The organism is Gordonia sp. UBA7599, from assembly GCA_002477755.1.
Lineage (GTDB): Bacteria > Actinomycetota > Actinomycetes > Mycobacteriales > Mycobacteriaceae > Gordonia.
This window is the reverse complement of the sequence record DLKD01000114.1, coordinates 1-25,593: the sequence shown is the minus strand read 5'-3', so window position 1 is coordinate 25,593 and position 25,593 is coordinate 1. Positions and strand designations below refer to the sequence as shown.

General features: G+C 68.4%; 25 protein-coding genes. 23 read left to right on the top strand and 2 right to left on the bottom strand.

Annotation, left to right across the window (positions count from 1 at the left end; genetic code table 11):
* Positions 1 to 61 precede the first annotated feature (61 nt).
* From thrS to B4L26_RS12680, 20 genes are all read left to right on the top strand, one after another.
* Positions 62 to 2,134, top strand: a complete 2,073-nt coding sequence (gene thrS, locus B4L26_RS12775; protein ID WP_290719240.1) for a threonine--tRNA ligase — start codon at positions 62 to 64, stop codon at positions 2,132 to 2,134.
* The gene (locus B4L26_RS12770) at positions 2,131 to 2,670 is read left to right on the top strand and encodes an HIT family protein (protein WP_290719239.1); all 540 of its coding nucleotides are present in this window, start codon (positions 2,131 to 2,133) and stop codon (positions 2,668 to 2,670) included. Before thrS ends, B4L26_RS12770 begins: the two co-directional genes overlap by 4 nt.
* Positions 2,667 to 3,347: a phosphatidylinositol phosphate synthase gene (gene pgsA, locus B4L26_RS12765; protein ID WP_290719238.1), complete on the top strand. Its 681-nt coding sequence runs from the start codon at positions 2,667 to 2,669 to the stop codon at positions 3,345 to 3,347. The genes B4L26_RS12770 and pgsA overlap by 4 nt, the downstream gene beginning before the upstream one ends.
* A 5-nt stretch (positions 3,348 to 3,352) precedes the next feature.
* A complete protein-coding gene (locus B4L26_RS12760; protein ID WP_409563451.1) occupies positions 3,353 to 4,279 on the top strand; it encodes a phosphatidylinositol mannoside acyltransferase in 927 nt (308 codons plus the stop codon).
* Positions 4,276 to 5,400, top strand: a complete 1,125-nt coding sequence (locus B4L26_RS12755; protein ID WP_290719237.1) for a glycosyltransferase family 4 protein — start codon at positions 4,276 to 4,278, stop codon at positions 5,398 to 5,400. The genes B4L26_RS12760 and B4L26_RS12755 overlap by 4 nt, the downstream gene beginning before the upstream one ends.
* 21 nt (positions 5,401 to 5,421) lie before the next feature.
* Positions 5,422 to 5,955, top strand: a complete 534-nt coding sequence (locus tag B4L26_RS12750) for an NUDIX hydrolase (RefSeq protein ID WP_290719236.1) — start codon at positions 5,422 to 5,424, stop codon at positions 5,953 to 5,955.
* Between the two features lie 87 nt (positions 5,956 to 6,042).
* Positions 6,043 to 6,930: a pyridoxal 5'-phosphate synthase lyase subunit PdxS gene (pdxS, locus tag B4L26_RS12745; RefSeq protein ID WP_290719235.1), complete on the top strand. Its 888-nt coding sequence runs from the start codon at positions 6,043 to 6,045 to the stop codon at positions 6,928 to 6,930.
* A complete protein-coding gene (locus B4L26_RS12740; protein ID WP_409563450.1) occupies positions 6,927 to 7,775 on the top strand; it encodes a PP2C family protein-serine/threonine phosphatase in 849 nt (282 codons plus the stop codon). Before pdxS ends, B4L26_RS12740 begins: the two co-directional genes overlap by 4 nt.
* A gap of 162 nt (positions 7,776 to 7,937) precedes the next feature.
* Complete coding sequence (locus B4L26_RS12735) at positions 7,938 to 8,795, top strand: acyl-CoA thioesterase (protein WP_290719234.1); 858 nt, start codon at positions 7,938 to 7,940, stop codon at positions 8,793 to 8,795.
* Positions 8,792 to 9,418, top strand: a complete 627-nt coding sequence (pdxT, locus tag B4L26_RS12730) for a pyridoxal 5'-phosphate synthase glutaminase subunit PdxT (RefSeq protein ID WP_290719233.1) — start codon at positions 8,792 to 8,794, stop codon at positions 9,416 to 9,418. Before B4L26_RS12735 ends, pdxT begins: the two co-directional genes overlap by 4 nt.
* Before the next feature lie 37 nt (positions 9,419 to 9,455).
* Entirely contained in the window at positions 9,456 to 10,208 is a 753-nt protein-coding gene (locus B4L26_RS12725) for a YebC/PmpR family DNA-binding transcriptional regulator (protein WP_290719232.1), read from the top strand.
* 85 nt (positions 10,209 to 10,293) lie between these two features.
* Positions 10,294 to 10,872: a crossover junction endodeoxyribonuclease RuvC gene (locus B4L26_RS12720; protein ID WP_290719231.1), complete on the top strand. Its 579-nt coding sequence runs from the start codon at positions 10,294 to 10,296 to the stop codon at positions 10,870 to 10,872.
* On the top strand, positions 10,869 to 11,459 hold the full coding sequence (ruvA, locus tag B4L26_RS12715; RefSeq protein WP_290719230.1) for a Holliday junction branch migration protein RuvA: 591 nt from the start codon (positions 10,869 to 10,871) through the stop codon (positions 11,457 to 11,459). Before B4L26_RS12720 ends, ruvA begins: the two co-directional genes overlap by 4 nt.
* Positions 11,460 to 11,462: 3 nt before the next feature.
* On the top strand, positions 11,463 to 12,551 hold the full coding sequence (ruvB, locus tag B4L26_RS12710) for a Holliday junction branch migration DNA helicase RuvB (protein WP_290719229.1): 1,089 nt from the start codon (positions 11,463 to 11,465) through the stop codon (positions 12,549 to 12,551).
* A gap of 22 nt (positions 12,552 to 12,573) precedes the next feature.
* A complete protein-coding gene (gene yajC, locus B4L26_RS12705; RefSeq protein WP_290719228.1) occupies positions 12,574 to 12,936 on the top strand; it encodes a preprotein translocase subunit YajC in 363 nt (120 codons plus the stop codon).
* A gap of 23 nt (positions 12,937 to 12,959) precedes the next feature.
* Complete coding sequence (gene secD, locus B4L26_RS12700; RefSeq protein ID WP_290719227.1) at positions 12,960 to 14,648, top strand: protein translocase subunit SecD; 1,689 nt, start codon at positions 12,960 to 12,962, stop codon at positions 14,646 to 14,648.
* Positions 14,645 to 15,922: a protein translocase subunit SecF gene (secF, locus tag B4L26_RS12695; protein ID WP_290719226.1), complete on the top strand. Its 1,278-nt coding sequence runs from the start codon at positions 14,645 to 14,647 to the stop codon at positions 15,920 to 15,922. The genes secD and secF overlap by 4 nt, the downstream gene beginning before the upstream one ends.
* A 9-nt stretch (positions 15,923 to 15,931) precedes the next feature.
* Entirely contained in the window at positions 15,932 to 17,626 is a 1,695-nt protein-coding gene (locus tag B4L26_RS12690) for an ABC transporter substrate-binding protein (RefSeq protein WP_290719225.1), read from the top strand.
* Entirely contained in the window at positions 17,623 to 18,165 is a 543-nt protein-coding gene (locus B4L26_RS12685; RefSeq protein WP_290719224.1) for an adenine phosphoribosyltransferase, read from the top strand. Before B4L26_RS12690 ends, B4L26_RS12685 begins: the two co-directional genes overlap by 4 nt.
* Positions 18,166 to 18,223: 58 nt before the next feature.
* A complete protein-coding gene (locus B4L26_RS12680; RefSeq protein ID WP_290719223.1) occupies positions 18,224 to 20,617 on the top strand; it encodes a RelA/SpoT family protein in 2,394 nt (797 codons plus the stop codon).
* 39 nt (positions 20,618 to 20,656) lie between these two features.
* On the opposite strand, the gene B4L26_RS12675 is transcribed toward B4L26_RS12680, so the two are convergent.
* On the bottom strand, positions 20,657 to 21,637 hold the full coding sequence (locus B4L26_RS12675; protein WP_290719222.1) for a peptidylprolyl isomerase: 981 nt from the start codon (positions 21,635 to 21,637) through the stop codon (positions 20,657 to 20,659).
* 126 nt (positions 21,638 to 21,763) lie between these two features.
* On the opposite strand from B4L26_RS12675, the gene B4L26_RS12670 reads away from it, so the two are divergent.
* Positions 21,764 to 22,495 (top strand): MBL fold metallo-hydrolase, encoded by a 732-nt coding sequence (locus B4L26_RS12670; RefSeq protein WP_290719221.1) that lies wholly within the window; start codon positions 21,764 to 21,766, stop codon positions 22,493 to 22,495.
* Positions 22,492 to 23,772: a histidine--tRNA ligase gene (gene hisS / locus B4L26_RS12665; RefSeq protein ID WP_290719220.1), complete on the top strand. Its 1,281-nt coding sequence runs from the start codon at positions 22,492 to 22,494 to the stop codon at positions 23,770 to 23,772. Before B4L26_RS12670 ends, hisS begins: the two co-directional genes overlap by 4 nt.
* Positions 23,773 to 23,822: 50 nt before the next feature.
* Here hisS and ypfJ read toward each other — a convergent pair whose 3' ends face one another.
* Complete coding sequence (gene ypfJ / locus B4L26_RS12660; RefSeq protein WP_290719219.1) at positions 23,823 to 24,704, bottom strand: KPN_02809 family neutral zinc metallopeptidase; 882 nt, start codon at positions 24,702 to 24,704, stop codon at positions 23,823 to 23,825.
* Positions 24,705 to 24,930: 226 nt separating this feature from the next.
* Between ypfJ and B4L26_RS12655 the strand changes: the two genes are divergently transcribed.
* The coding region (locus tag B4L26_RS12655; protein WP_290719218.1) for an amino acid--tRNA ligase-related protein at positions 24,931 to 25,593 on the top strand (663 nt) is incomplete at its 3' end.

Here is a 25,593-nt window from a genome sequence, read left to right as displayed (position 1 = left end):
ATACGATCTAGGGCGAACTGTCTTCCCGCCTGAATCCACCCAACGCCCAAGGAGTCCGTCCGTGTCGTCGCAACCCCAGTCCGCCGTGCCCGCCACCGTCCGGGTGCCCGCGGGGACGACGGCCGGCGCCGCGTTGCGCGACCTCGAGGCTCCCAACAAAGGCCCGGAGGCGATCGTCGTCGTGCGTGATCCCGACGGCAATCTGCGCGACCTGTCGTGGGCACCTGACGCCGACGTCGACGTCGAGCCCGTCGCCGCGGACACCGAGGACGGGCGCAGTGTGATCCGCCATTCCGCCGCACACGTGCTCGCCCAGGCCGTGCAGGACCACTTTCCCGACGCGAAGCTCGGGATCGGTCCGCCGATCACCGACGGCTTCTACTACGACTTCGACGTCGCCGAGCCGTTCACCCCGGACGATCTCGACACGCTCGAGCGCTCGATGCGCAAGATCATCAAGTCGGGGCAGCGGTTCTCCCGGCGCGTGTACGCCTCGACTGACGAGGCGCGCGCCGAACTGGCCGGCGAGCCGTTCAAGCTCGAGTTGATCGACGACAAGGGCGCAGCCGACGACGACGAGGTCATGGAGGTCGGCGGCGCCGAGCTCACCGCCTACGACAACCTGAATCCCCGCACCGGGGAACGGATCTGGGGCGATCTGTGCCGCGGCCCGCACGTGCCGACCACCAAGTACATCCCGGCGTTCAAGCTCACCCGGACGTCGGCGGCGTACTGGCGCGGCGACCAGTCGCTGGCCGATCTGCAGCGCGTGTACGGCACGGCGTGGGAGTCGGTGGAGGCGATGGACGCCTACCTCGACCGCATGGCCGAGGCGGAGAAGCGCGACCACCGTCGGCTCGGCGCCGAACTGGACCTGTTCAGCTTTCCCGACGAGCTCGGCTCGGGCCTGCCGGTCTTCCACCCCAAGGGCGGGATCATCCGCAAGGAGATGGAGGACTACTCGCGCGAGCAACATGCCGCGGCCGGGTACGAGTTCGTCAACACCCCGCACGTGACCAAGGGCCACCTCTTCGAGGTGTCCAAGCACCTCGAGTGGTACGCCGACGGCATGTTCCCGCCGATGCACCTCGATGCCGAGTACAACGAGGACGGCACGGTCCGCAAGCCCGGCCAGGACTATTACGTCAAGCCGATGAACTGCCCGATGCACAACCTCATCTACCGCTCCCGCGGGCGGTCGTATCGCGAGTTGCCGCTGCGGCTGTTCGAGTTCGGGTCGGTGTACCGGTACGAGAAGTCCGGTGTGGTTCACGGCCTCACCCGGGCTCGCGGGTTCACCCAGGACGACGCGCACATCTACTGCACACAAGAGCAGGTCAACGCCGAGCTGACGAGCACCCTGCAGTTCGTGCTGCAACTGCTCAAGGACTACGGACTCGACGACTTCTACCTCGAGCTCTCCACGAAGAACCCGGCGAAGTACGTCGGCTCCGACGAGGTCTGGGAGGAGGCCACCGAGACCCTGCGGCAGGTGGCGGAGGCCTCCGGTCTCGAGCTCGTGCCCGATCCCGGCGGCGCCGCCTTCTACGGGCCCAAGATCTCCGTGCAGGTCAAGGACGCGCTGGGCCGCACCTGGCAGATGTCGACGCTGCAGTTGGACTTCTTCGAGCCGGAGCTCTTCGAACTCGAATACACCGCCTCGGACGGCACCAAGAAGCGTCCGGTGATGATCCACCGCGCGCTGTTCGGGTCAATCGAACGGTTCTTCGGCGTCCTCACCGAGCACTACGCCGGCGCCTTCCCGGTGTGGTTGGCGCCCGTCCAGGTCGTCGGCATCCCCGTCGCCGAGACATTCGCGCCGCACCTGCAGACGGTGGTCGACCGCCTGCGCAACCGTCGGGTGCGCGCCGAGGTGGACTACTCCGACGATCGCATGCAGAAGAAGATCCGCAACCACACCACCGCCAAGGTGCCGTTCATGTTGTTGGCCGGCGAGCGCGACGTCGAGGCGGGCGCAGTCAGCTTCCGCTTCCGCGACGGCACCCAGCTCAACGGTGTGCCGGTCGACGATGCCGTGGTGGCCATCGACGAATGGGAAGAGTCGCGGCGCAACGACTCGCCGACCGCCGAGTCGATGAGCGTCGTGCTCGACGCTGCGAGGAAACGGCGATGACTCCCGGCGACGGCCTGCAGCGGCTCTGGACGCCGCACCGTATGTCCTATGTCACCGCCGCGGAGCGGCCGGTCGGCGCGACCGGGCACCCTTTCATCGACATCCCGATGATGTCCGACGAGGACGGGCTCATCGTCGCCCGCGGCGAAACGGTGTACGCCGTCCTCAACCTGTACCCGTACAACCCGGGCCACACCATGATCGTGCCGTACCGTCGCGTCGCCGAGCTCGAGGCACTGACGCCCGCCGAGTCGGCCGAGCTGATGGCCTTCACCCAGCGGATGATCCAGGTGATCAAGTCGGTGTCCTCGCCGGACGCCTTCAACGTCGGCCTCAACCTCGGCGCCGCGGCCGGTGGCTCGCTGGCCGATCACCTCCACCAGCACGTCGTGCCGCGGTGGACCGGGGACGCGAACTTCATCACGGTGGTCGGCGACACCAAGGTGCTGCCGCAACTGTTGCGGGAGACGCGTCAACTGCTGGCTGATGCGTGGCGCGAGATGGACGAGGCGCGGGGAACGGAGGGCCAGGCGTGATCAGCTTCAAGGGCGGTCGGCAGGCGGTGTCCAAGGTGACCGATCCGATCGGACGGGCACTGCTGCGGATCGGGCTGACCCCGGACATGATGACGGTGATGGGGACGGTGATCACCGTCGTCGCGGCGATCGTCCTCTTCGGCAACGGCTACCTGTTCGCGGGCGCTCTGGTGTGCTGGGCATTCGTGATGCTCGACATGGTCGACGGCGCCATGGCGCGCGCCCGCGGGTGGGGTACCCGCTTTGGCGCGGTGCTCGACTCGACCTGCGACCGGATCGCCGACGGCGCGATCTTCGGCGCCCTCGCGTGGTGGGCGGCGGTCGTATCCCCGCACCGCCTGCTCCTCGTCGCGACCCTCATCTGCCTGGTCACCAGCCAGGTCATCTCCTACGCCAAGTCGCGTGCGGAGGCCGCCGGACTCAACGGCGACGGTGGGTGGATCGAGCGCCCCGAACGCCTCATCATCGGTTTGACCGGTGCCGGGCTCACCGACTTCCCGGGGCTGCACCTGACGTGGGCGATCCACATCGCGATGTGGGCGCTTGCCGTGCTGAGCGTGATCACCGTCGGCCAGCGGATGTGGAACATCCACAACTCGCCGGGTGCCCGCGACCCGCTGGTGGCCACCGCCGCAGACAGTGGCGATCAGTCGGCTGCCGGCACCGACGAGGACTGATCGCGGTGGCCGACCTGCGCACCCGCGTCACCGAGCGCCTCGCCGATGCGGGCTACGGCGCCGGTTGGGCAGCGCTGCGCTACGCACCCGATGGCGTTGCGAGGGGGCTGTTCGACCGCATCGGAACGGTGATGGGGCGCCGGGGCGGCGGACCCGAGCAGCTGCGGCGCAATCTGGCCCGGGTCATCGGCACCACGCCCCAAGACGTGCCCGACGACCTCATCGTCGACGCGATGACGTCGTATATGCGCTATTGGTGTGAGGCATTCCGGCTGCCCTCGATGGATCCGGGACCAACCGCGGCGACGATGGACCTGCCGGCCCCGGACCGGCAGCGGCTGGCCGAGGCGCACGCACGGGGCAAGGGCGTGGTCCTGGCGCTGCCGCACTCGGGCAACTGGGACATGGCGGGCTTGTGGCTGGTCCAGAACTACGGGACCTTCGCCACCGTCGCCGAACGGCTCAAGCCCGAGTCCCTCTTCCGTCGGTTCGTCGACTACCGCGAATCCCTGGGGTTCGAGATCTTCCCGCTGTCGGGCGGGGAGCAGCCTCCGTTCGGCGAACTGGCCAAGCGGCTGCGCGCAGGTGGGATCGTCTGCCTGCTCGGCGAGCGGGATTTGGCCCGGCACGGCGTGCCCGTCACGTTCTTCGGCGAGCCGACCCGAATGCCGGCCGGCCCGGCGAAGCTTGCGATCGAGACGGGTGCCGCACTCATCCCGGTCCACCACTGGTTCGACGAGGAGCCTTATTCGACCGCCTCCTGCGGCGAACCGATCGACGTGAGCGGTGGCGTGGACGCCGCGACCCAGGCACTGGCCTCGGTGTTCGAGCAGAACATCGCCGCACACCCCGCCGACTGGCACATGCTGCAACCGCTGTGGGAGGCGGACTGGAGTGCGCAGCGCCGTGCCCGGCTGGAGGCCGACCAGTGAGAATCGGGATGGTCTGCCCGTACAGCTTCGACGTCCCCGGCGGCGTCCAGGCGCATGTCGTGGAGCTTGCCCAGGTGTTCATCGAGCGCGGTCACGACGTCAGCGTGCTCGCGCCCGCGGGTAAGGACGTGGAACTGCCGGACTACGTCGTCTCCGCCGGTCCGGCGCTGGCGATCCCGTACAACGGGTCGGTGTCGCGGGTGACCTTCTCGCCCCATGCATACCGGGGGTTGCGACAGTGGATCGTCGACGGGGAGTTCGACGTCTTGCACGTGCACGAGCCCAACGCCCCGTCGATCTCCATGCTGTCCCTGATGGTCGCCGATGGTCCGATCGTCACCACGTTCCACACATCGACGACGAAGTCGCTGATACTGAGCATCTTCCAGGGCGTCCTGCGTCCGTACCACGAGCGGATCAAGGGCAAGATCGCCGTCTCCGAGCTGGCCCGCCGATGGCAGATGGAGTCGCTCGGTTCCGACGCGGTGGAGATCCCCAACGGCATCAATGTGCCGTTCTTCGCCGACGCAGAGCCGTTGCCCGGCTACCCGCGACCCGGTCGCACCATCGTGTTCCTCGGTCGCTACGGCGAACCCCGCAAGGGCATCGACATCCTCATGCGGGCCCTGCCGCGGATCGTCGAGGAGTTCCCCGACATCACCGTGCTCGTCGTCGGCGGCGGCAATGAATCGGCGCTGCGGCGCCGGGCGGGCGACTTGGCCGACCGGCTGGTGTTCCTCGGCCTCGTCGACGACGAGACGAAGGCCCGGGCGCTGCGGTCGGCCGATGTGTACTGTGCGCCGAATCTCGGTGGGGAGAGCTTCGGGATCGTGCTCGTGGAGGCAATGGCCGCGGGGGCCGCGGTGCTCGCCAGCGACCTCAACGCGTTCCGCCGCGTCCTCGACAACGGGCGGGCCGGACGCCTCGTCGACGTGGGGTCCGCCGAGGACCTCGCCACCGGGGTGATCGAACTCCTCACCGACGATGCCGCACGCGAAGAACAGATCCGGGTCGGAGCGGAGTGGGCATGGCGTTACGACTGGTCGCGCGTCGCCGATCAGATCATGCGGGTCTACGAGACGGTGTCGCTGGCCCACGACCCGGTCGCGCTGGCGGACTGACGAACAAGCGAGGAGTGGACTGTGGGAGCAATCGCCATCGTGGCGATCGTCGTCGGCTCGGTGCTGCTGGTGGCAATCGCGCTGTGGGCCTACCGCGTGGCGAACCGCCTGGACCGCCTGCATGTGCGTACAGACCTTGCGCGGCAGGCACTGGTGGCGACGCTGGACCGGCGCGCCGTCGTCGCGCGCGCCATCGCCGCGGCGTTGCGGGCGCGCGAGGAGGAGGACCTGGACGCACTGGGGGTGCAATTGGCGGTCGACGCCGATCGCGCCGAGTCGGAACCCTTTGCGCAGCGTGAAGCCGCCGAGAACGAGATGTCTCTCGTCTTGAGCCGGGTTTCCGCGGCGACCAAGGGCATCATTCCGCCGCCGACGGAGTTGATCGCGGAGATGGCCGACGCGCAGACGCGCGTCATCATGGCGCGACGTTTCTACAACGACGCGGTGCGCGACACCCGTGCGTTGGCGGAGCGCCGGTCGGTGCGCTGGCTGCGACTGGGCGGGCGCGCCCCGCTGCCGGACTACTTCGAGATCATCGAGCGGGTCAGCGCCTGAGTCGCCACCGCCCCGATCCGTCCGGTGACCTGCTGCTGGCCTAGACTGTCGGGGTAATCGTGGTAACAACCTCAGGAGTGGGTTTTAGTGAGTGAGAACGTCGGCACTGCGCGTGTGAAGCGGGGCATGGCAGAAATGCTCAAGGGTGGCGTCATCATGGACGTCGTCACGCCGGAGCAGGCGAAGATCGCCGAGGATGCCGGCGCTGTGGCCGTCATGGCATTGGAGCGCGTGCCCGCCGACATCCGCGCTCAGGGCGGTGTGTCGCGCATGAGCGACCCGGACATGATCGATGGCATCATCAGCGCCGTTTCGATCCCGGTGATGGCGAAAGCCCGGATCGGCCACTTTGTGGAGGCCCAGATCCTGCAGAGCCTCGGCGTGGACTACATCGACGAATCCGAGGTGCTCACCCCGGCCGACTACTCCAACCACGTCGACAAGTGGGCGTTCACCGTGCCCTTCGTGTGTGGTGCCACCAACCTGGGCGAGGCGCTGCGGCGCATCACCGAGGGTGCGGCGATGATCCGTTCCAAGGGGGAGGCCGGTACCGGCGACGTCTCCAACGCGACGACCCATATGCGCCAGATCCGCGACCAGATCCGGCGGCTGACCTCGCTTCCCGAGGATGAGCTTTACGTTGCCGCCAAGGAGCTGCAGGCACCCTACGAGCTCGTCGTCGAGGTGGCCCGGGCCGGCAAGCTGCCGGTCACGCTGTTCACCGCCGGCGGGATCGCGACACCTGCGGACGCCGCGATGATGATGCAGCTCGGTGCCGAGGGCGTGTTCGTCGGCTCGGGCATCTTCAAGTCCGGCAATCCCGCCCAGCGGGCCGCCGCGATCGTTAAGGCGACCACCTTCCACGACGATCCGGGCATGCTCGCCAAGGTTTCGCGCGGCCTGGGTGAAGCCATGGTCGGGATCAACGTCGACGACATCCCGGCGCCGCACCGCCTCGCCGAACGCGGTTGGTGACACCGCTGGTGGAGGGGCCGGGGATCATCCGCGACGATGTGGCCTCCGGCCGCGGCGTCGTCGGCGGCGTGCACCTGGAGTGGTCCGTGGCCTGCAACGTCGGACGCGTGCGCGAGGCGAACGAGGACGGCGCGGTCGCGCGTGCGGGAGTGTTCCTGATCGCTGACGGCATGGGCGGCCACGATTGTGGTGAGATCGCCAGCGAGATCGCACTGACGGTGCTGTCGGGCGTGGAGGCCGGGGGTGGTCAAACCGAGACCCGCGACGAGCTGGAGCAACTATTCGTCGCCGCGCAGGACGAGATCGGCGAAATCGACACCTCCAGCGAGCGGCGCGCCGGCACGACTCTCACCGGCGCCATCCTCGTCGAGCACGACGAGACGCCCCATTGGCTGGTGGCCAACATCGGCGATTCGCGGACCTACTGTGTGCGCGACGGCGTGTTCGAGCAGGTGACCGTGGACCATTCGCAGGTCCAGGAGTACCTCGACGCCGGGATGCTCACCGCCGAACAGGCCCGCGTCGATCCGCGGCGCAACGTCATCACCCGGGCGCTCGGCGCCGGGATGCTGCCGCCGCGCGCCGATTTCTTCTCCTTCGCCACCGAGCCCGGCGACTTGCTGCTGCTGTGTTCGGACGGGCTGACCGGTGAGCTGCCCGACGAGGAGCTCGAGGCGGTCCTCGACGAAGCGCAGACCGCACAGGACGCCGTCGACGCGCTCGTCGAGGGGGCGTTGCTTGTCGGTGCGCACGACAACGTGACCGCAATCGTCGTCCGCGTGCTCGGCGATGCCGACGACGACGCCACCGACGACGCGGCCGACGACGCGGCCGCGACCTCCTGATCCTGGCGACGCTGCGGCAATTTGCGTCGAACAGCGCAGCTGTTGTTGACCCGCAACTGTTGTGGGCGGATCTCGCCGCCTGCCGATCGGCACAGCGCACAAACGTCGGGCATTCGCCGGTCCGGTCGAACAGGGCGGCGGCAATCGGTGATAATCGGTGCCATGCCCACCATCGATGAAATCCTGCACGTCGAGCGGATCGAGACCGACATCTACCGCGGACCGTCGTATCCGAGCGTGCTGCGCCGTACTTTCGGCGGACAGGTGGCCAGCCAGGCACTCGTGTCATCGACGCGGACGGTGCCCGACGAGTTCGGTGTGCACTCGTTGCACGGCTATTTCCTGCGGCCGGGTAACCCCGACCTGCCGACTGTCTTCCTCGTTGACCGCATCCGCGACGGCCGCTCCTTCGTCACACGGCGTGTGACCGGCGTACAGGACGGCGAGGCCATCTTCACCATGTCGGCGTCGTTCCACATCCGCGACGACAAGGGGATCGAGCACCAGGACAAGATGCCGCCGGTCGTCGGGCCCGAGGAACTTCACGACCGGCGCGATGCGCCGACGGAATTCGACCGCAAACTCTTCGCCGAGTGGGAGAACTTCGACATCCGGATCGTGCCGCGCGACCAGATGTCGCTGTCGGACTACTTCGCCGCCCAACAGCGGGTGTGGTTCCGCTACCGGCACCGCCTGCCCGACGACGATGTGGCCCACGTGTGCGTGCTGGCCTACATGAGCGACATGACGCTGCTCGGGTCGGCGTCGTCGATCCACCGCGACGAGCACGTGCAATCCGCGTCGCTCGATCACGCCATGTGGTTCTTGCGCCCGTTCCGCGCCGACGAATGGCTGCTCTACGACCAGACCTCGCCCTCGGCCGGGCACGGGCGCGCCCTCACACAGGGCCGCCTGTTCGACCAGCGGGGACGCCTGGTCGCGGCAGTGACCCAGGAGGGGCTGGCGCGAACCCTCATCGATCCGAGTAAGCACGGCTTCCCGAACCGGCTCGAAGAGTGACCGCACCTACCATCGGCGTACTCGCAGTCCAAGGCGATGTTCGCGAGCACGTTGCTGCCCTGCGCGCCGTCGGTGCGGATCCGCGGCCGGTGCGCCGCCCGGCCGAGCTCGACGGACTCGACGGGATCGTCCTTCCCGGCGGCGAGTCGACGACGATCTCCAAGCTGCTCGGCGTGTTCGAGCTCTTCGACCCGTTGCACGACCTGCTGGCGCAGGGGCTGCCGGCCTACGGGTCGTGTGCGGGGATGATCATGCTGGCATCGCGCATCCTCGACACCCGCCCCGACGCCCGTCACCTCGATGCGCTCGACATCACCGTGCGCCGCAACGCGTTCGGACGCCAGACCGACTCCTTCGAGGCTGACCTCGAATTCACCGGTATCACCGACCTTCCCGAGGCGGCACCGTTGCGCGGTGTGTTCATCCGCGCGCCGTGGGTCGAACAGGTGGGTCCCGAGGTGTCGGTGCTGGCGCGCGTGCCCGAGGGGGCGACTCCCGATGGGCGTGCCGACGGGCGGATCGTGGCCGTGGCACAGGGCGCGGTCGTAGCCACGTCGTTCCACCCGGAGGTCACCGGCGACCTGCGCGTGCACCAGTTCTTCGTCGACCGGGTGCGGCACTGATTCGGCGGGGAACTGCTGGCGGGTAATATCGCAGCCCATGAGCGGACACTCCAAATGGGCGACCACCAAGCACAAGAAGGCTGTCATCGATGCCAAGCGCGGCAAGATGTTCGCCAAGCTGATCAAGAACATCGAGGTCGCGGCCCGCACCGGGGGCAGTGACCCGACCGGCAACCCCACGCTCTACGACGCGATCCAGAAGGCCAAGAAGTCGTCGGTGCCTAACGACAACATCGAACGGGCGCGCAAACGCGGCGGCGGCGAAGAGGCCGGCGGTGCGGACTGGCAGAACATCACCTACGAGGGCTACGGGCCCAACGGTGTCGCGCTGCTCATCGAATGCCTTACCGACAACCGCAACCGGGCGGCTGGCGAGGTCCGCACGGCGATGACGCGCAACGGCGGAAACATGGCCGATCCAGGCTCGGTCGCCTACCTGTTCACCCGCAAGGGTGTGGTGACGCTGGAGAAGGGCGGCCAATCCGAGGACGACGTCTTGATGGCCGTCCTCGACGCGGGTGCCGAAGAGGTCAACGACCTGGGGGAGAGCTTCGAGGTCGTCAGCGAGCCGACCGACCTCGTCGCGGTGCGCACGGCCCTGCAGGAGGCCGGGATCGACTATGACTCCGCCGAGGCCGACTTCCGCGCCTCCGTCGAGGTGCCGGTGGACGCCGATGGCGCCCGCAAGGTGCTCAAACTGATCGACGCCCTCGAGGACTGCGACGACGTGCAGGACGTGTACAGCAACGTCGACATCCCCGACGAGGTCCTCGCACAGCTCGACGACTGACTCTCCCCGCGTGTCGGTCCGCCGATCTGTCTGACCCGCCTCCTAGACTGTCGAACAGTTGTTCGCCAGGAGGGAAGGACCGACGATGCGGGTGATGGGCGTCGACCCCGGGCTGACGCGGTGCGGTATCGCGCTGGTGGAGTCCGGTGGCGGTCGGTCGGTAACGGCCCTGGACGTCGACGTCGTGCGCACGCCCGCATCGATGGATCTCGCCGACCGGTTGCTCCTGGTGTATTCGGCGGCGGTCCAATGGCTCGAGACCCACCGACCGCAAGTGGTCGCCGTCGAACGCGTCTTCGCCCAGCAACAGGTGAGCACGGCGATGGGTACGGCCCAAGCCGCCGGAGTCGTGGCGCTGGCGGCCGCCCAGCACGACGTCCCGGTCCGCTTCCACACGCCCAGCGAGGTGAAGGCCGCCGTCACCGGCTCGGGGCGCGCCGACAAGGCCCAGGTCACGACCATGGTCACCCGTATCCTCGGCATGCAGACCCGTCCGACCCCGGCCGACGCCGCGGACGCGCTCGCGCTGGCGATCTGTCAGTGCTGGCGCGGACCGATGGACGACCGTCTCGTCGCCGCCCAGGCCAAGGCCGAGGAGCTGGCCCGGGTGCACCGCGCACGCCTCAAGGCGGCGCACGCTGCAGCGGTGAGGGCCGGCCAATGATCGCGGCGGTGCGGGGACCGGTCATCGACGTCGCCCTCGACCACGTCGTGGTCGACTGTGCGGGCGTGGGCTACCGGGTACTGGCCACACCGGCGACGATCGCGACGCTGACGCGCGGAATCGAGGCGACGCTGCTCACGACGATGATCGTGCGCGAGGATTCGATGACGCTGTACGGGTTTACCGATGGGGCCGCCCGCGACCTGTTCGTGCTGCTTCAAACGGTGACCGGGGTGGGGCCGCGGCTGGCGATGGCGGCCCTGGCCGTGCACGAGCCGGCCGAGCTCGCCGCGGCCCTCGCCTCGTCGAACATCACCGCGCTCACCGCGGTGCCGGGCATCGGCAAGCGAGTGGCCGAGCGGCTGACCGTCGAACTGCGCGACAAGGTCGGCGTGGTCTCCGGAGGTGCCGCATCCTCGCTGTCTGGTGGTGCGACGGTGGGCGGCGAGGTCACCGAGGCCCTCGTCGGCCTCGGGTTCCCGGCCGCAGCGGCGGAGAAGGCCGTGGCCGCCGTCCTCGCCGAGAACCCCGACGCCGACGCGTCGGCCGCGCTGCGCGCGGGCCTGTCCCTACTGGGGAAGAAGTAGCCGATGCACGACGACGGCGCCGATGAGGCGGAACGGACCGTGAGCGCGGGCCGTGTGGCCGCCGACGGGGAGCTCGACGCGAACCTGCGGCCGAGGTCGCTGGCCGACTTTATCGGTCAGGCGAAAGTCCGCGAACAGCTCGAGCTGGTTCTGCGCGGCGCCAAGGGGCGCGGCGGGACACCCGACCACATCCTGCTCTCCGGCCCGCCCGGACTGGGCAAGACGTCGCTGGCCATGATCATCGCCGGGGAATTGGGATCGGCGATCCGCGTCACCTCTGGCCCGGCGCTCGAGCGCGCGGGTGACCTCGCGGCCATGCTGTCCAATCTCATCGAGGGCGATGTGCTGTTCATCGACGAGATCCACCGCATCGCACGTCCCGCCGAGGAGATGTTGTACCTGGCGATGGAGGACTTCCGCGTCGACGTCGTCGTGGGCAAGGGCCCGGGCGCGACGTCGATCCCGCTCGACGTCGCGCCGTTCACGCTCGTCGGCGCCACGACGCGCTCCGGTGCTCTGACCGGTCCGCTGCGCGACCGTTTCGGGTTCACCGCCCATATGGAGTTCTACGAGGTCGACGAGCTCGTCGCGGTGTTGACCCGATCGGCGGGGATCCTCGGCATCGCGCTGCACGACGATGCCGCGGTCGAGGTCGCAGGCCGATCCCGTGGCACACCGCGTATCGCCAACCGGCTGCTTCGACGCGTACGCGACTACGCCGAGGTCCGCGGTGACGGCGAGGTGACGCTGCCGATCGCACGGGCCGCACTGGCGGTCTACGACGTCGACGAGCGGGGCCTCGACCGGCTCGACCGGGCGGTGCTGTCGGCGCTCGTCTCGGGCTTCGGCGGCGGGCCGGTCGGCGTGTCGACGCTGGCGGTGGCAGTCGGCGAGGAGCCGGCGACGGTGGAAGAGGTCTGCGAACCCTTCTTGGTGCGCGCCGGGCTCATCGCGCGCACCCCGCGCGGACGCGTCGCCACCGCGGCTGCGTGGCACCACCTCGGCCTGGTGCCGCCCGCCGGGGCGCTGAGCGCGACCTGGGGTGTCCGCGGCCTGGGCGGGGAACCCAACCTGTTCGACGAGTTGGACTGACACGTCTGGCAGACTGGTCGACATGGAAATACTCATCCTCGGGATGTTGGTCATGATGGGCGCGATGCTGTTCATGGGCACGCGCAAGCAGAAGAAGCAGATGGCCCAGATCCAGGAGATGCAGGCCGCCCTCACCACCGGCACGCGGATCCAGTTGATGTCCGGTCTCTTCGGCACCGTGATCGACGCCAACGACGAGTACGTCGACGTCGAGATCTCACCGGGTGTCGTGGGCCGCTGGACCAAGCTCGCGGTGCGCTCGATCGTCGACCTCGAGGACGCGGCACAGACCTACGTGGGTGCGGCCCTGGAGGTCGCCGACGCCGACGATGAGGACGCCCAGCCCGAGCTGTCGGCCTCCGACGAGCCCACCGACGACAAGTAACAGCGCAGGAGAACCGAACCACCGTGACCACACCGCGTCGCCCAGCGGCGAAGCGTGCCCGACCGACGCGGGAGACCCCGCCGTGGCAGCCGCTGCTCGCCTTTCTAGCCCTGCTCGCCATCGTCTTCGGCCTGGTGTTCTTCACCAGCGACCGCGACCCAGAGCCCAAGCTCGGCATCGACCTGCAGGGTGGTACCCGCGTCACGCTGACCGCGCGGACGCCCGACGGTAAGCGACCCTCGCGCGACCAACTCGACAAGGCCAAGCAGATCATCTCCCAGCGCGTCGACGGCCTCGGCGTCGCAGGGTCGGAAGTCGTGGTCAGTGGTGACAACCTGATCATCACGGTGCCCGGCGACGACGGCCGCCAGGCGCGCAACCTCGGACAGACCGCGCGGCTCTACATCCGCCCCGTGGCGAAGGCTCCGAACGGACAGGGCGTGGTGATGCCGGCGCCCCAGCAGAAGAAGCCCCAGACCGGAGCTGAAGAAGTTCCGAACCTGACGCCCGAGCAGCAACGCGAAGCGGTCGCCGAGCAGCGCAAGCTGCGCCAGGCGCCCAAGGACGCCTCGCCGCAGCAGATCGCCGCTCTGCAGGCGTACATGCTGAAGATGAATTGCGACCCCAAAGCCCATGACCCGCTCCTGGGCAACGACGACCCCGAGTCCTACCTGGTCGCGTGTAGCACCGACGGCAAGGAGGTCTACCTCCTCGAACCGATGATCATCGACGGCCGCGATATCGCGTCGGCGTCGGCGAATCTGTCGCCCCAGACCAACCAGTGGACGGTCGGCCTGGACTTCAAGGGTGCGGCGCAGAAGCTGTGGCCGACGTACACCGCCCAGAACCGCGGTACCCAGACGGCGATGACGCTGGACTCGCGGGTCGTCTCGGCGCCGGTGATCCAGTCGACGATCACCGGCTCGACGGAGATCTCAGGCGGTCAGAACGGTTTCTCCGAGATTGAGGCCCGTGACCTGGCCAACGTGCTGAAGTACGGTTCGCTGCCGCTCTCGTTCGAGGCATCCGATGCGGAGACCGTCTCGTCGACGCTGGGCCTGTCGGCGCTGCGCGCCGGCCTGCTCGCAGGCCTCGTCGGCCTCATCGCCGTGCTGCTCTACGCCTTGGCGTACTACCGCATGCTCGGCGTGCTGACGTTTGCCTCGCTGGTGCTCGCCGGGGCGATGTCCTACGGCTTGATCGTGCTGCTCGGCAGGTGGATCGGGTTCACCCTCGACCTGGCTGGCGTCGCCGGTTTCATCATCGGTATCGGTATGACAGCCGACAGCTTCGTCGTGTACTTCGAGCGCATCAAGGACGAGATGCGTGAGGGCAGATCGTTCCGTTCCGCGGTACCGCGCGGGTGGGCCAGTGCGCGTCGCACGGTGTGGACGGGTAACGCGGTCAGCCTGATCGCGTCGGTCGTCATCTACGTCCTCGCCGTCGGATCGGTGCGGGGATTCGCGTTCGCCCTGGGCCTGACCACGATCCTCGACGTCATGGTCGTCTTCCTGGTCACCCATCCGCTCGTGGTCCTGGCGACCCGGTCGCCGTTCCTGTCGAAGCCGTCGGTCAACGGCCTCGGCGCGGTCAGCGAGGTGGCACGCCAGCGTCGTGAGGCGGCCCGCGCGGCCGTCGGACTCGCGACCGGCGACGAAGCATCCGCCGACAACGGCACAACCACGGCCGCAGCACGAGGAGGCCAGCGATGAGTTTCAGCAGGGGAGGACTCGGGAGCGACAGTGTCGACGGCCTGTCCAAGCGCGCGACCGGTGACGGTGACGATCCGTTGCCGGCCGGTTACCGGCTCGCCAAGGAGCGCTCGGAGAAGGCAGAGGCGGTCGACACGTTCGTCGCCGATGCGGATTTCCACGCCGACACCGATCGGTCGTTCCTCTCGCGCCTGTACACCGGTACCGGGGCGTTCGAGGTCGTCGGACACCGCAAGCGGTGGTACATCGTCACCGGTGTGATCCTGGCGATCTGCCTCCTGTCAATGGTCGTGCGCGGGTTCACCTTCGGCATCGACTTCGAGGGCGGCACCCAGGTGTCGATTCCCGCGACCAGTGCCTCGGTGACCGTCGAGGGCGTGGAGAAGGTCTTCAGCGACACCCTCGGCAAGGCTCCTGAGACCGTGCAGACCGCCGGATCCGGCGCGGCAAAGACCATCCAGGTGCGCACCGAGCACCTCGACGAGCAGCAGGCCAACCGCGTGCTCGACGCCCTGGCCACTCGGTTCGCGCCGGATCTGACGCGCGCCGACGTCTCGTCGTCGGATGTCAGTTCGACGTGGGGCGCGGAGATCACGCGCAAGATGCTGATCGCCCTGATCGTGTTCTTGGTGATCGTGACGGTCTACATCGCGATCCGTTTCGACAAGGAGATGTCGACCGCATCGCTGGCGACGCTGTTCTTCGACGTCGTGGTCACCGCCGGCGTGTACTCGCTGGTCGGCTTCGAGGTGACCCCGGCGACCGTCATCGGCCTGTTGACGATCCTGGGCTTCTCCATCTACGACACCGTCGTCGTCTTCGACAAGGTCGAGGAGAACACCCGGTCGTTCACGAAGACCTATCGGCGCACCTATGCCGAGCAGGCCAACCTGGCGGTCAACCAGACGCTGATGCGGTCGATCAACACGACGATCATCTCGGTGCTGCCCATCATCGCGCTCATGGTGATCGCGGTCTGGATGCTCGGCGTCGGCACGCTGCAGGACCTCGCCCTCATCCAGCTTGTCGGTGTCGTCGTGGGCACCTTCTCGTCGGTGTTCCTCGCGACCCCGCTGTTGGTGACCCTGAAGGAGCGCAACCGCACGATCGCCGAACACACGGCCAAGGTTCTGGCCCGACGGGCGCGGGTCGACGCCGGTGAGCCGGTGGCCGTCGGGCGCCACAGCGCACGCCACACCGCCGCAGACGAGGCCGCGCCGGCCTCGTCGGGCGATGCCGCGCGCCCCACCGGGAAACGACGGCGTACGCGCTAGTCTCGGACCGTGCCAATCACCAAGCGCGACTGCCGCACCCTCGGCCTGATCGCGGCGTCGGCCGCCGTGGTGCTGCCGCTGGTCGCCGGATGCGGAATCGACGAGAACACACCGATCTACTACCGGACTGACGCACGGCTGTCGACATACAACGCGGCCAGCCGGGAGGGCAATGCCGACGGCGTGGCCATGGCGTTCACCCGGGTCCTGGGCGGTTTCAGCTTCCTGGGCCCGCAGGGCCAGGTGGTGTCCGACCGCGACGTCGGCGAAGCCACTGCGGTACCGGGCCCGACGCTGACCGTGAAGTACACCTTCTCACCGAAGGCGCTCTACTCCGACGGGGTGAAACCGACCTGCGACGACGTCCTGCTCTCGTGGGTGGCTCAGAGCGGTCGGTTCCCGGGGTTCACCCCGGCGACCACCGCCGGCTACCGCGACATCGAGCGGGTGGACTGCGCGCCGGGTGCCGACACGGCGGTCGTGCACTACGTGAAGGGCCGCGACTACCGGGATTGGCGCTCGCTGTTCGGGGCGGGGGCACTGCTGCCGGCCCACATTGTGGCCCGCGACGCCGGAGCACCGTCGATCCTCGACGCCATCCGCGCCCGCAAACCTGCTGTCCTCGAGGCGGTGGCGAAGTCGTGGAACGCCGGATTCCGCCTGTCGGCCGGGCCGCTCGACCCGGCGCGGTTCGTCGCTCTCGGCCCCTATCGTGCCGAGTCTTTCGACCCCAAGTCTGGGTTGCGACTGGTGCCCAACGACAAGTGGTGGGGACAGGCACCCGCGGTCCGCAACATCGTCGTCCACGGCCGCAACACCGATGCAGCTGCGCGCACCGCCCATGGCGGATTCGACGTCACCGACACCGCCGTGGGCATCGACGCCCCGGCGGCGGGAGCGGAGCCGGCGCAGCCCCAGGTCTCGCCCGCCGGGCACTCCCTGTCCGTCGAACAGGTGGTTCTGGCGCAGCGGGGCGTGCTCGGCCCGCCGCAGGCCCGTCAGGCGTTCGGCGCATGCGTGCCGCGGGACGCACTGGCCCGCACCGCCGGGTACGGGTCGCAGCCGTGGAATCTGCATGTGCTCACCCCGGCAAGTGATCTCGCCGATCCGATCAACACGCAGTTCGGTGTGCGTTACGCCCGTCCCGACATCGTCCGGGCACGTGAAGCCGCCGGTCAGCGTCCGCCGCTGCCCAACGGCGCGCCACCGCCGCCAATGCGTGTCCGCGTCGCCTACCTCGGACCCGACGCGCGACGTGCCGGGATGGTCGCGGCCATGGCCGAATCGTGCCGCCGCGCGGGAATCGACGTCGTCGACGCGGGTGGTCCAGCAGTCACCGTCACGGGCCTGGGCACGGCGTTCGACGCGCTTCTGGTGAACACCGGGGCGAGCTTCGCCGCAGCTGGCGCCGCATCCGACGTCCGGAGCGCCTATGCCTTTTTCGGCGGTGATCCGCTGAACATCGGGGACTTCCGGTATCCGCCGGCCACCGACGCGGTGACGCGGTTCTCCGTCAGCGTGGTCGCCGGCGACCAGCTCGCCCAGCTGCGCGAGCTGGAGACCGTCGCGTGGCGTGAACTCGCATCGATCCCGCTGTTTGCGACGCCGCGTGAACAGGTGTGGTCGGACAAGTTGTCCGGAGTGATCGCCGGCCGGGCGCGCAACGGCACCGGGTGGAACATGGATCGGTGGTCGCGCTCGTGAGCGCGCAGCGCGCGCGATCGCTGATCGCCGCGCTTAGCCGCGATGTTCCCGACTTCCCGTCGCCGGGCGTCCTCTTCCGCGATCTCACCCCGGTGCTGGCCGATGCGGCCGGGTTCGATGCCGTCGTGTCGGCATTGAGTGACGGGTACGCCGTCGATGCCGTCGCCGGAATCGACGCACGCGGATTCCTACTCGGCGGTGCGGTCGCCCAACGCCTCGGGGTCGGCGTGATCGCCGTCCGCAAGACCGGGAAGCTGCCGCCCCCGGTGTTGGCCTGCACTTATGAAATGGAGTACGGGACCGCGACCCTCGAGATCCCCGCCGATGCGCTCGACCTCGACGGACGCCGGGTTCTGATCGTCGACGACGTGCTCGCCACCGGTGGAACGATCGGGGCGACTGCGCGTTTGTTGACGCAGGCCGGTGCACGTGTCGCGGGCGTAGCGGTCGTCATGGAACTCGACGGCATGGAGGGACGCGCAGTGGTGGCGGGGTCGGTGCCGGATTCAGTTCAGGTCCGCGCGCTGGTGACCGGATGAGGATGGCCGCGCCCGTCTAAACTGGAACGAACCGCCCGGCGGGGAGAGGGGAGCGCGGATGGACGAATCGCCCGATATCGACGACGTCGCCATCGTCGCCGCGCCCGAACCGGCCGCCCCACCGGCCGAAGTCGACTCCGCCGGACCACCCGACCGGTTGGCGACTCCCGACCACATGCCCGTCTCGACCTCGGCGACGCGTCGCGTCCGCGCCCGACTGGCGCGCCGCATGACGTCGACCCGCTCGTCGGTGCGTCCGGTCCTCGAACCCCTGGCAGCGCTACACCGAGAGATCTATCCGAAGGCCGATATCGCGCTGCTCCAGCGCGCATACGACGTGGCCGAGGCCCAACACGAGGGGCAGTTCCGCAAGTCGGGGGACTCCTACATCACCCACCCGTTGGCGGTCGCGACGATCCTGGCCGACCTCGGCATGGACACGACGACGCTGATCGCGGCATTGCTGCATGACACCGTCGAGGACACCGGCTACTCACTGGAACAGATCTCCGACGACTTTGGTCCCGAGGTCGCCCACCTCGTGGACGGTGTCACCAAGCTCGACAAAGTGGCACTGGGCACGGCCGCCGAGGCCGAGACGATCCGCAAGATGATCATCGCGATGGCGCGGGACCCGCGGGTACTGGTCATCAAGGTGGCCGACCGGTTGCACAACATGCGCACCATGCGGTTCCTCCCGCCGGAGAAGCAGGCCCGGAAAGCGCGCGAGACGCTCGAGGTGATCGCGCCCCTGGCGCATCGCCTCGGCATGGCGACCGTCAAATGGGAGCTCGAGGACCTGTCGTTCGCGATCCTGCACCCCAAGCGGTACGAAGAGATCGTCCGGCTCGTCGCCGATCGCGCACCCTCGCGCGACATCTATCTGACCAAGGTCCGCGACGAGGTGAACGAGGCGCTGGCCGGGGCGCGCCTGTCGGCGATCGTCGAGGGCCGGCCCAAACACTATTGGTCGATCTATCAGAAGATGATCGTCAAGGGCCGCGACTTCGACGACATCCACGATCTTGTCGGCATTCGCATCCTGTGCGAGGACGTGCGCGACTGCTACGCGGCGGTCGGCGTGGTGCATTCGTTGTGGCAGCCGATGGCAGGACGGTTCAAGGACTACATCGCCCAGCCGCGCTACGGCGTCTACCAGTCGCTGCACACCACCGTGATCGGCCCGGAGGGCAAACCGCTCGAGGTGCAGATCCGCACGCGCGACATGCACCGCACCGCCGAGTTCGGCATCGCCGCGCACTGGCGCTACAAGGAGGGTGGCACCCGCGCCGACCGCAAGGGGCACAAGGGTGCCGAGCTCGCCGAGATCGACGACATGGCCTGGATGCGGCAGTTGCTCGATTGGCAGCGGGAGGCGGCCGATCCGGGCGAGTTCCTGGAATCGCTGCGCTACGACCTGGCCGTCAAGGAAATCTTCGTCTTCAGCCCCAAGGGCGACGTGTTCACCCTCCCGGCCGGTTCGACGCCGGTCGACTTCGCCTACGCCGTCCATACCGAGGTCGGCCACCGCTGCATCGGCGCGCGCGTCAACGGTCGGCTCGTGGCGCTGGAGCGAAAGCTCGACAACGGCGAGGTCGTCGAGGTGTTCACCTCCAAGGCGCCCAACGCCGGCCCGTCCCGGGACTGGCAGAATTTCGTCGTCTCCCCGCGCGCGAAGACGAAGATCCGTCAGTGGTTCGCCAAGGAGCGTCGCGAAGAGGCCCTCGACGCGGGCAAGGAGGCGATCGCACGAGAGGTCCGCCGCGGTGGTTTGCCCCCGCAGCGGTTGCTGACAGTCGAGAACATGAGTGCGGTCGCCGTCGAGCTGCACTACCCGGATGTGACGGCGCTCTACACCGCGGTGGGGGAGAACCAGGTGTCGGCCCACCGCGTGGTGAGCCGACTGGTGGCCCAGCTCGGCGGCCTCGACAGCGCCGAGGAAGAGCTCGCCGAGATCTCCACCCCGTCGACGATGCCACCGCGCCGACGCGCGGGTGGCGATGCCGGAGTCGTCGTCGAGGGTGTCGACAACGTCCTGATCAAACTGGCCAAATGCTGCACACCGGTGCCCGGTGACGACATCCTCGGCTTCGTCACCCGCGGTGGCGGGGTGAGCGTGCACCGCACCGACTGTCCGAACACGGCGGCGCTTCGCGAGCAGGACGAGCGGCTCATCAACGTGGTGTGGGCGCCGTCGGATTCGTCGGTGTTCCTCGTGGCGATTCAGGTGGAGGCGCTGGACCGGCATCGGCTGTTGTCGGACGTGACGAAGGCCCTCGCCGACGAGAAGCTAAACATCCTGTCGGCGTCGGTCACCACGAACAACGACCGCGTGGCCGTCAGCCGTTTCACCTTTGAAATGGGCGACCCGACGCACCTGGGTCACGTTCTCAACGTCGTCCGCAACATCGAGGGCGTGTACGACGTCTACCGGGTTACGTCAGCCGCGTAGCTTGCGGAGCGGCCCGGTGGTGTCAGCCGCGTAGCGTACTCAGCCGACCTTGGCCGACTTGATGGTCACGGCGTCCTTGGGACGACCGCTGTCCTTGTTGCCGTCGGGGCCGGGTTCGGTCGGGATCTTGGAGATCGCGTCCAGTGTCTTCATCCCGCTCTCGTCGAGTTTGCCGACGACCGCGAAGTCGGGGGACAGCTGGGAGTCGGACCAGACGATGAAGAACTGGGCGGCGCCGGTGTTGGAGCGGCCCATCATCGGGTTGTTGGAGTTGGCGATGGCGACCGTGCCGCGCGGGTAGACGACCGGACCGGCGCCCATCATCGAGTCCTGGGTGCCCGGGACCTTCTTGAGTTGGGTGGGCGGCTCATCGATGGTGGTCCATCCGGGCCCGCCCATGCCGGTCCCCGTCGGATCGCCGCACTGCAGGACCTTCAGGTTCTCGCTACGGGTCAGGCGGTGGCAGTCGGTGCCGTCGTAGTAGCCGTGCGATGCCAGGGACTGGATAGCCGCGGAGTTGCACGGCGCGGACGCGTGATCCAGCGTGATCGGCAGGGAGCCGTGGTTGGTGTCCAGCGTCATCGGGGTGGTGGAGCTGGCGAACCATGAACCGGTCTTGATGTAGCGCTTGGTGCCGGGGAAGGGCACCGGAACGTTCGACGACGGCTGGGGCGAGGTGCGCTCCTTGGGTACGCCGGCGGCGAGGGTGTTCATGTACTTCTCGGCCTCGGCACGGCGCTCCGGGGGTTGGCCTCCGACGATCTTGGCGCGGTCCTTGACCGTGTCGGCCAGCGTGTTCTGCGGCTTGCCCCAATCACAGGTGACCGTGCCGATGAAGTTCTGCGCTACCCAGACGATGGTGGCTGCGACGAGCAGTGTGATCACCGAGAGGACGCCGATGAGGATGTTGCGGCTGCGGACCTGGCGGGCGCGCTCGGCGGCTAGCCTGGCCTCCAGCTTGCGCTTGGCGGCCAGACGGCGATCCTCGTTGCTGGTCACTTGCTCGTCGTTGCTGGTCACGTGCGGGAACTCTCCTCGGGCGCGGTCATGGGTCAGCTGCCATACTGCCAGTCCCGCGGGCGTCGTGGTGACACCGGGTCCGCGCCGCGTGGTGGGTCGGGCTGCGTTTCTGAGACAATGACGACCATGCTGATCACTGGATTCCCCGCGGGCATGTTCCAGACGAACTGCTACCTCGTCTCGGCGGATGCGTCGCCGGACGGGCCGGGCGGTGAGGCCGTCATCATCGATCCCGGACAGGATGCCGCCGAGCAGGTCGACAAGGTGTGCGCGCAGTACGGGCTCACGCCGGTCGCGGTGCTCCTGACCCACGGACACCTCGATCACACGTGGAATGCAGCGAAAGTCTGCGAGACCTATGGGATCCCTTGCTACATCCATGCCGCCGACCGGCCGATGCTGACCGATCCGGGCAAAGGCCTGGGCCGGGCGCTGGGCACGATGATCGGGGTGATGAAGTTTGTGGAACCGGAGAAGGTCATCGAGTTCACCGACGGCGAGGAGGTCGAGCTGGCCGGCCTGCGATTCGTAGTGGACCTTGCCCCCGGACACACTCAGGGTTCGGTGTTGCTGGGCATCGACGTGCCCGGTGACGACGAAAACCCGGTGCGCATCTGTTTCGCCGGCGACGTACTCTTCCAGGGGTCGATTGGCCGGACGGACCTGCCGGGAGGCGATCACCAGCAGCTGCTGGACTCGATCGCCGCCAAGCTGCTGCCGTTGCCCGACGATACGGTGGTGCTTCCCGGCCACGGCCCGCAGACGACCATCGGCGCCGAGCGTGCCGCCAACCCATTCCTCGCCGGCATCGGCGGATCGGGCGCCTCGGCGCCCCCGAAAGGACGACACGGACTGTGAGCGAGTTCCAGGCCCCGCGCGGCATCCCGGATTATTTCCCACCGCGTTCGGCCGACTTCACCCGCGTCCGGGACACCCTCGCGAAGGCTGCCGCACTGGCCGGCTATGGGCACATCGAGTTGCCAATCTTCGAGGACACCGCGCTGTTCGCCCGTGGCGTGGGGGAGTCGACCGACGTCGTCTCCAAGGAGATGTACACGTTCGCCGATCGCGGTGAACGGAGCGTCACGCTACGCCCGGAGGGCACGGCCGGTGTGATGCGGGCGGTCCTGCAGCACGGGCTCGACCGGGGGCAGTTGCCGGTGAAGCTGTGCTACAGCGGTCCCTTCTTCCGCTATGAGAAGCCTCAGGAGGGGCGCTACCGCCAGTTGCAGCAGGTCGGGGTCGAGGCGATCGGCGTCGACGATCCGGCGCTGGATGCCGAGGTCATCGCGATCGCCGACGAGGGGTACCGCCGTCTGGGGCTCACCGGGTACCGGCTGGAACTGGCCTCGCTGGGCACGGCCGAGGACCGGCCGGCCTACCGGGAACTGCTGGTGGATTTCCTGTCCGGTCTTCCCCTCGATGAGGCGACCCGGGCGCGCGCCGAGATCAACCCGCTGCGAGTCCTCGACGACAAGCGCCCGGAGGTCCGTGAGATGACCGCGGACGCCCCGCTGCTGATCGACCACCTCGGTGAGGAGTCGGCGCGGCACTTCGCGGCGGTGCGCGGACACCTCGACCGCCTCGGCGTGGCCTACGAGATCAACCCGCGCCTCGTGCGCGGCCTGGACTACTACACCAAGACGACCTTCGAGTTCGTCCACGACGGCTTGGGTGCTCAGTCGGGCATCGGGGGCGGTGGCCGCTACGACGGTCTGATGCGCCAACTCGGCGGCAAGCAGGACCTCTCCGGGATTGGTTTCGGCCTGGGCGTGGACCGCACAGTCCTCGCGCTGCGCGCCGAGGGCGTGGCCGTCGACGAGCCGGCGCGCTGCCGCGTGTTCGGGGTGCCCATGGGCGAGGCGGCCAAGGACCGGCTGGTCGTCATCGCGGCACAATTGCGCAATGCCGGGATCGCCGTCGACCTGGCTTATGGCGACCGGGGGCTGAAGGGTGCGATGAAGGCTGCCGACCGCTCCGGCGCGGACTTCGCCCTCGTGCTGGGCGAGCGCGAGCTGGAGGACGCCAGTATCGAGCTCAAGAAGCTGAAGACGGGCGCGCAGGAACGCGTGTCGCTGGACAGCGTCGTCGAGGAGGTCCGCCTCCTCGCCGCCGAGATCGACCAAGACGCCTGATCGGCCGCCCGAGCAGCGGGCGGCCGATCAGATAGCAGTTGCTGGTGGCGCTACAGGTCGTTGGTGGCGAAGGTGTCGCAGCGGCGCGGGTCGCCGGACTCGTAACCGATCATGAACCAGCGCGCCCGCTGCTGCGCGGAGCCGTGCGTCCACCCCTCGGGGTTGGATCGGGAGCCCTGGATCGTGTCGTCGCCGATCGCCTTGGCGGTCTGGATCACCGAGGCGATCTGGTCCTTGCTCACCGGCGCCAGCATCGCGTCGGGGCCCTTGTCGGCGTGCGACGCCCACACACCGGCGAAGCAGTCGGCCTGCAGCTCGATGCGCACCGAGCCGTTGTTGCCCATCCGGTTGCCCTTCTGGAGGACTCCGGTGAGGTTCTCGACGTGGTGGCCGTACTCGTGGGCGACGACGTACATCTGAGCCAGTGGGCCGTCGCTGCCGCCCATGCGCTTGAGGGTCTCGAAGAACGACGGATCGAAGTACGCGGTCTGGTCGGCCGGACAGTAGAACGGCCCCATGCCCGACGACGCCGGGCCACACCCGGTGTTGACCGACCCGCTGAAGATCTTCGTCCGCGGCTTGGTGTAGCCGGGCAGGATCTGCGACCAGACCCGGTTGACGCTGTCGACCGTGCCGACGATGCGGCAGATGTCGTCGGTGTTTGCTTTCTCAATGGTGCAGGACTGGATGTGCTGGGAAATCGCATCGTTGGTCGTGTCCCCGGTGGGCGCGTAGCCGCTACCGGTGCTGCCGAGCAGACTGCCCGGGTTGAGGCCGAGGAAGAGCGCAATGAGCGTGATGATCAGGCCGGCGCCACCACCCAGGGCGATACGGCCACCGCCGAGCCCACCACCGCCGAGGCCGCCGCCACCGCCGAGACCGCCGCTGGAGACTGTCGACGTATCGAGCGGTCCGCTGCCTTGGAAAGTCATGGTTCTCCTGTCATTGCGATCAGTGAAGCGATCGATGTACTTCAGCATATTCGGGCGCCGACCGCGTGCGCCACGTTTCCCCGTCCAGCGCGGCGGAGGGGCGCCGGGGACCGTTTGGCCCTGCGGGCGGGCGGGACCGTAGACTCGAACGTCGATCAGCATGATCACTCCCAGGAACGGGCGATCGTGCGGGAACCTTTGTGACAACCCTTGGGAGGGGACTTTCGTGCTGCGCACTCATCTCGCCGGTTCGCTGCGCCGGGACACGGCCGGACAGACCGTCACCGTGGCCGGATGGGTGGCGCGTCGGCGCGACCACGGCGGCGTCGTGTTCATCGATCTGCGTGACGCGTCGGGTGTGGTGCAGGTGGTCTTCCGCGACGAGGCCGTCGCGGCCGCTGCGCACCGGCTGCGCGCCGAGTTCGTCATCGCGGTGACCGGTGTCGTCGAGCTGCGCCCCGAAGGATCGGAGAACGCGAACCTCGCTTCGGGTGCGATCGAGATCAGTGCCGCGCAGCTCGAGGTGCTCAACGAATCGGCTCCGCTGCCGTTCCAGCTCGACGAGCAGCCCGGTGAGGAAGTCCGGTTGCGCCACCGCTACCTCGATCTGCGCCGTGAGGGCCCCGCAGCAGCGATCCGACTGCGCTCACGTGCCAACGCGGCGGCCCGCGGAGTGCTCGCGGCCCATGACTTCATCGAGATCGAGACCCCGACGCTGACGCGCTCCACCCCCGAAGGCGCGCGCGACTTCTTGGTTCCCGCACGCCTGCAGCCTGGGACGTTCTACGCCCTCCCGCAAAGTCCGCAGCTGTTCAAGCAGCTGCTGATGGTCGCCGGGATGGAGCGGTACTACCAGATCGCGCGTGCCTATCGCGACGAGGACTTCCGC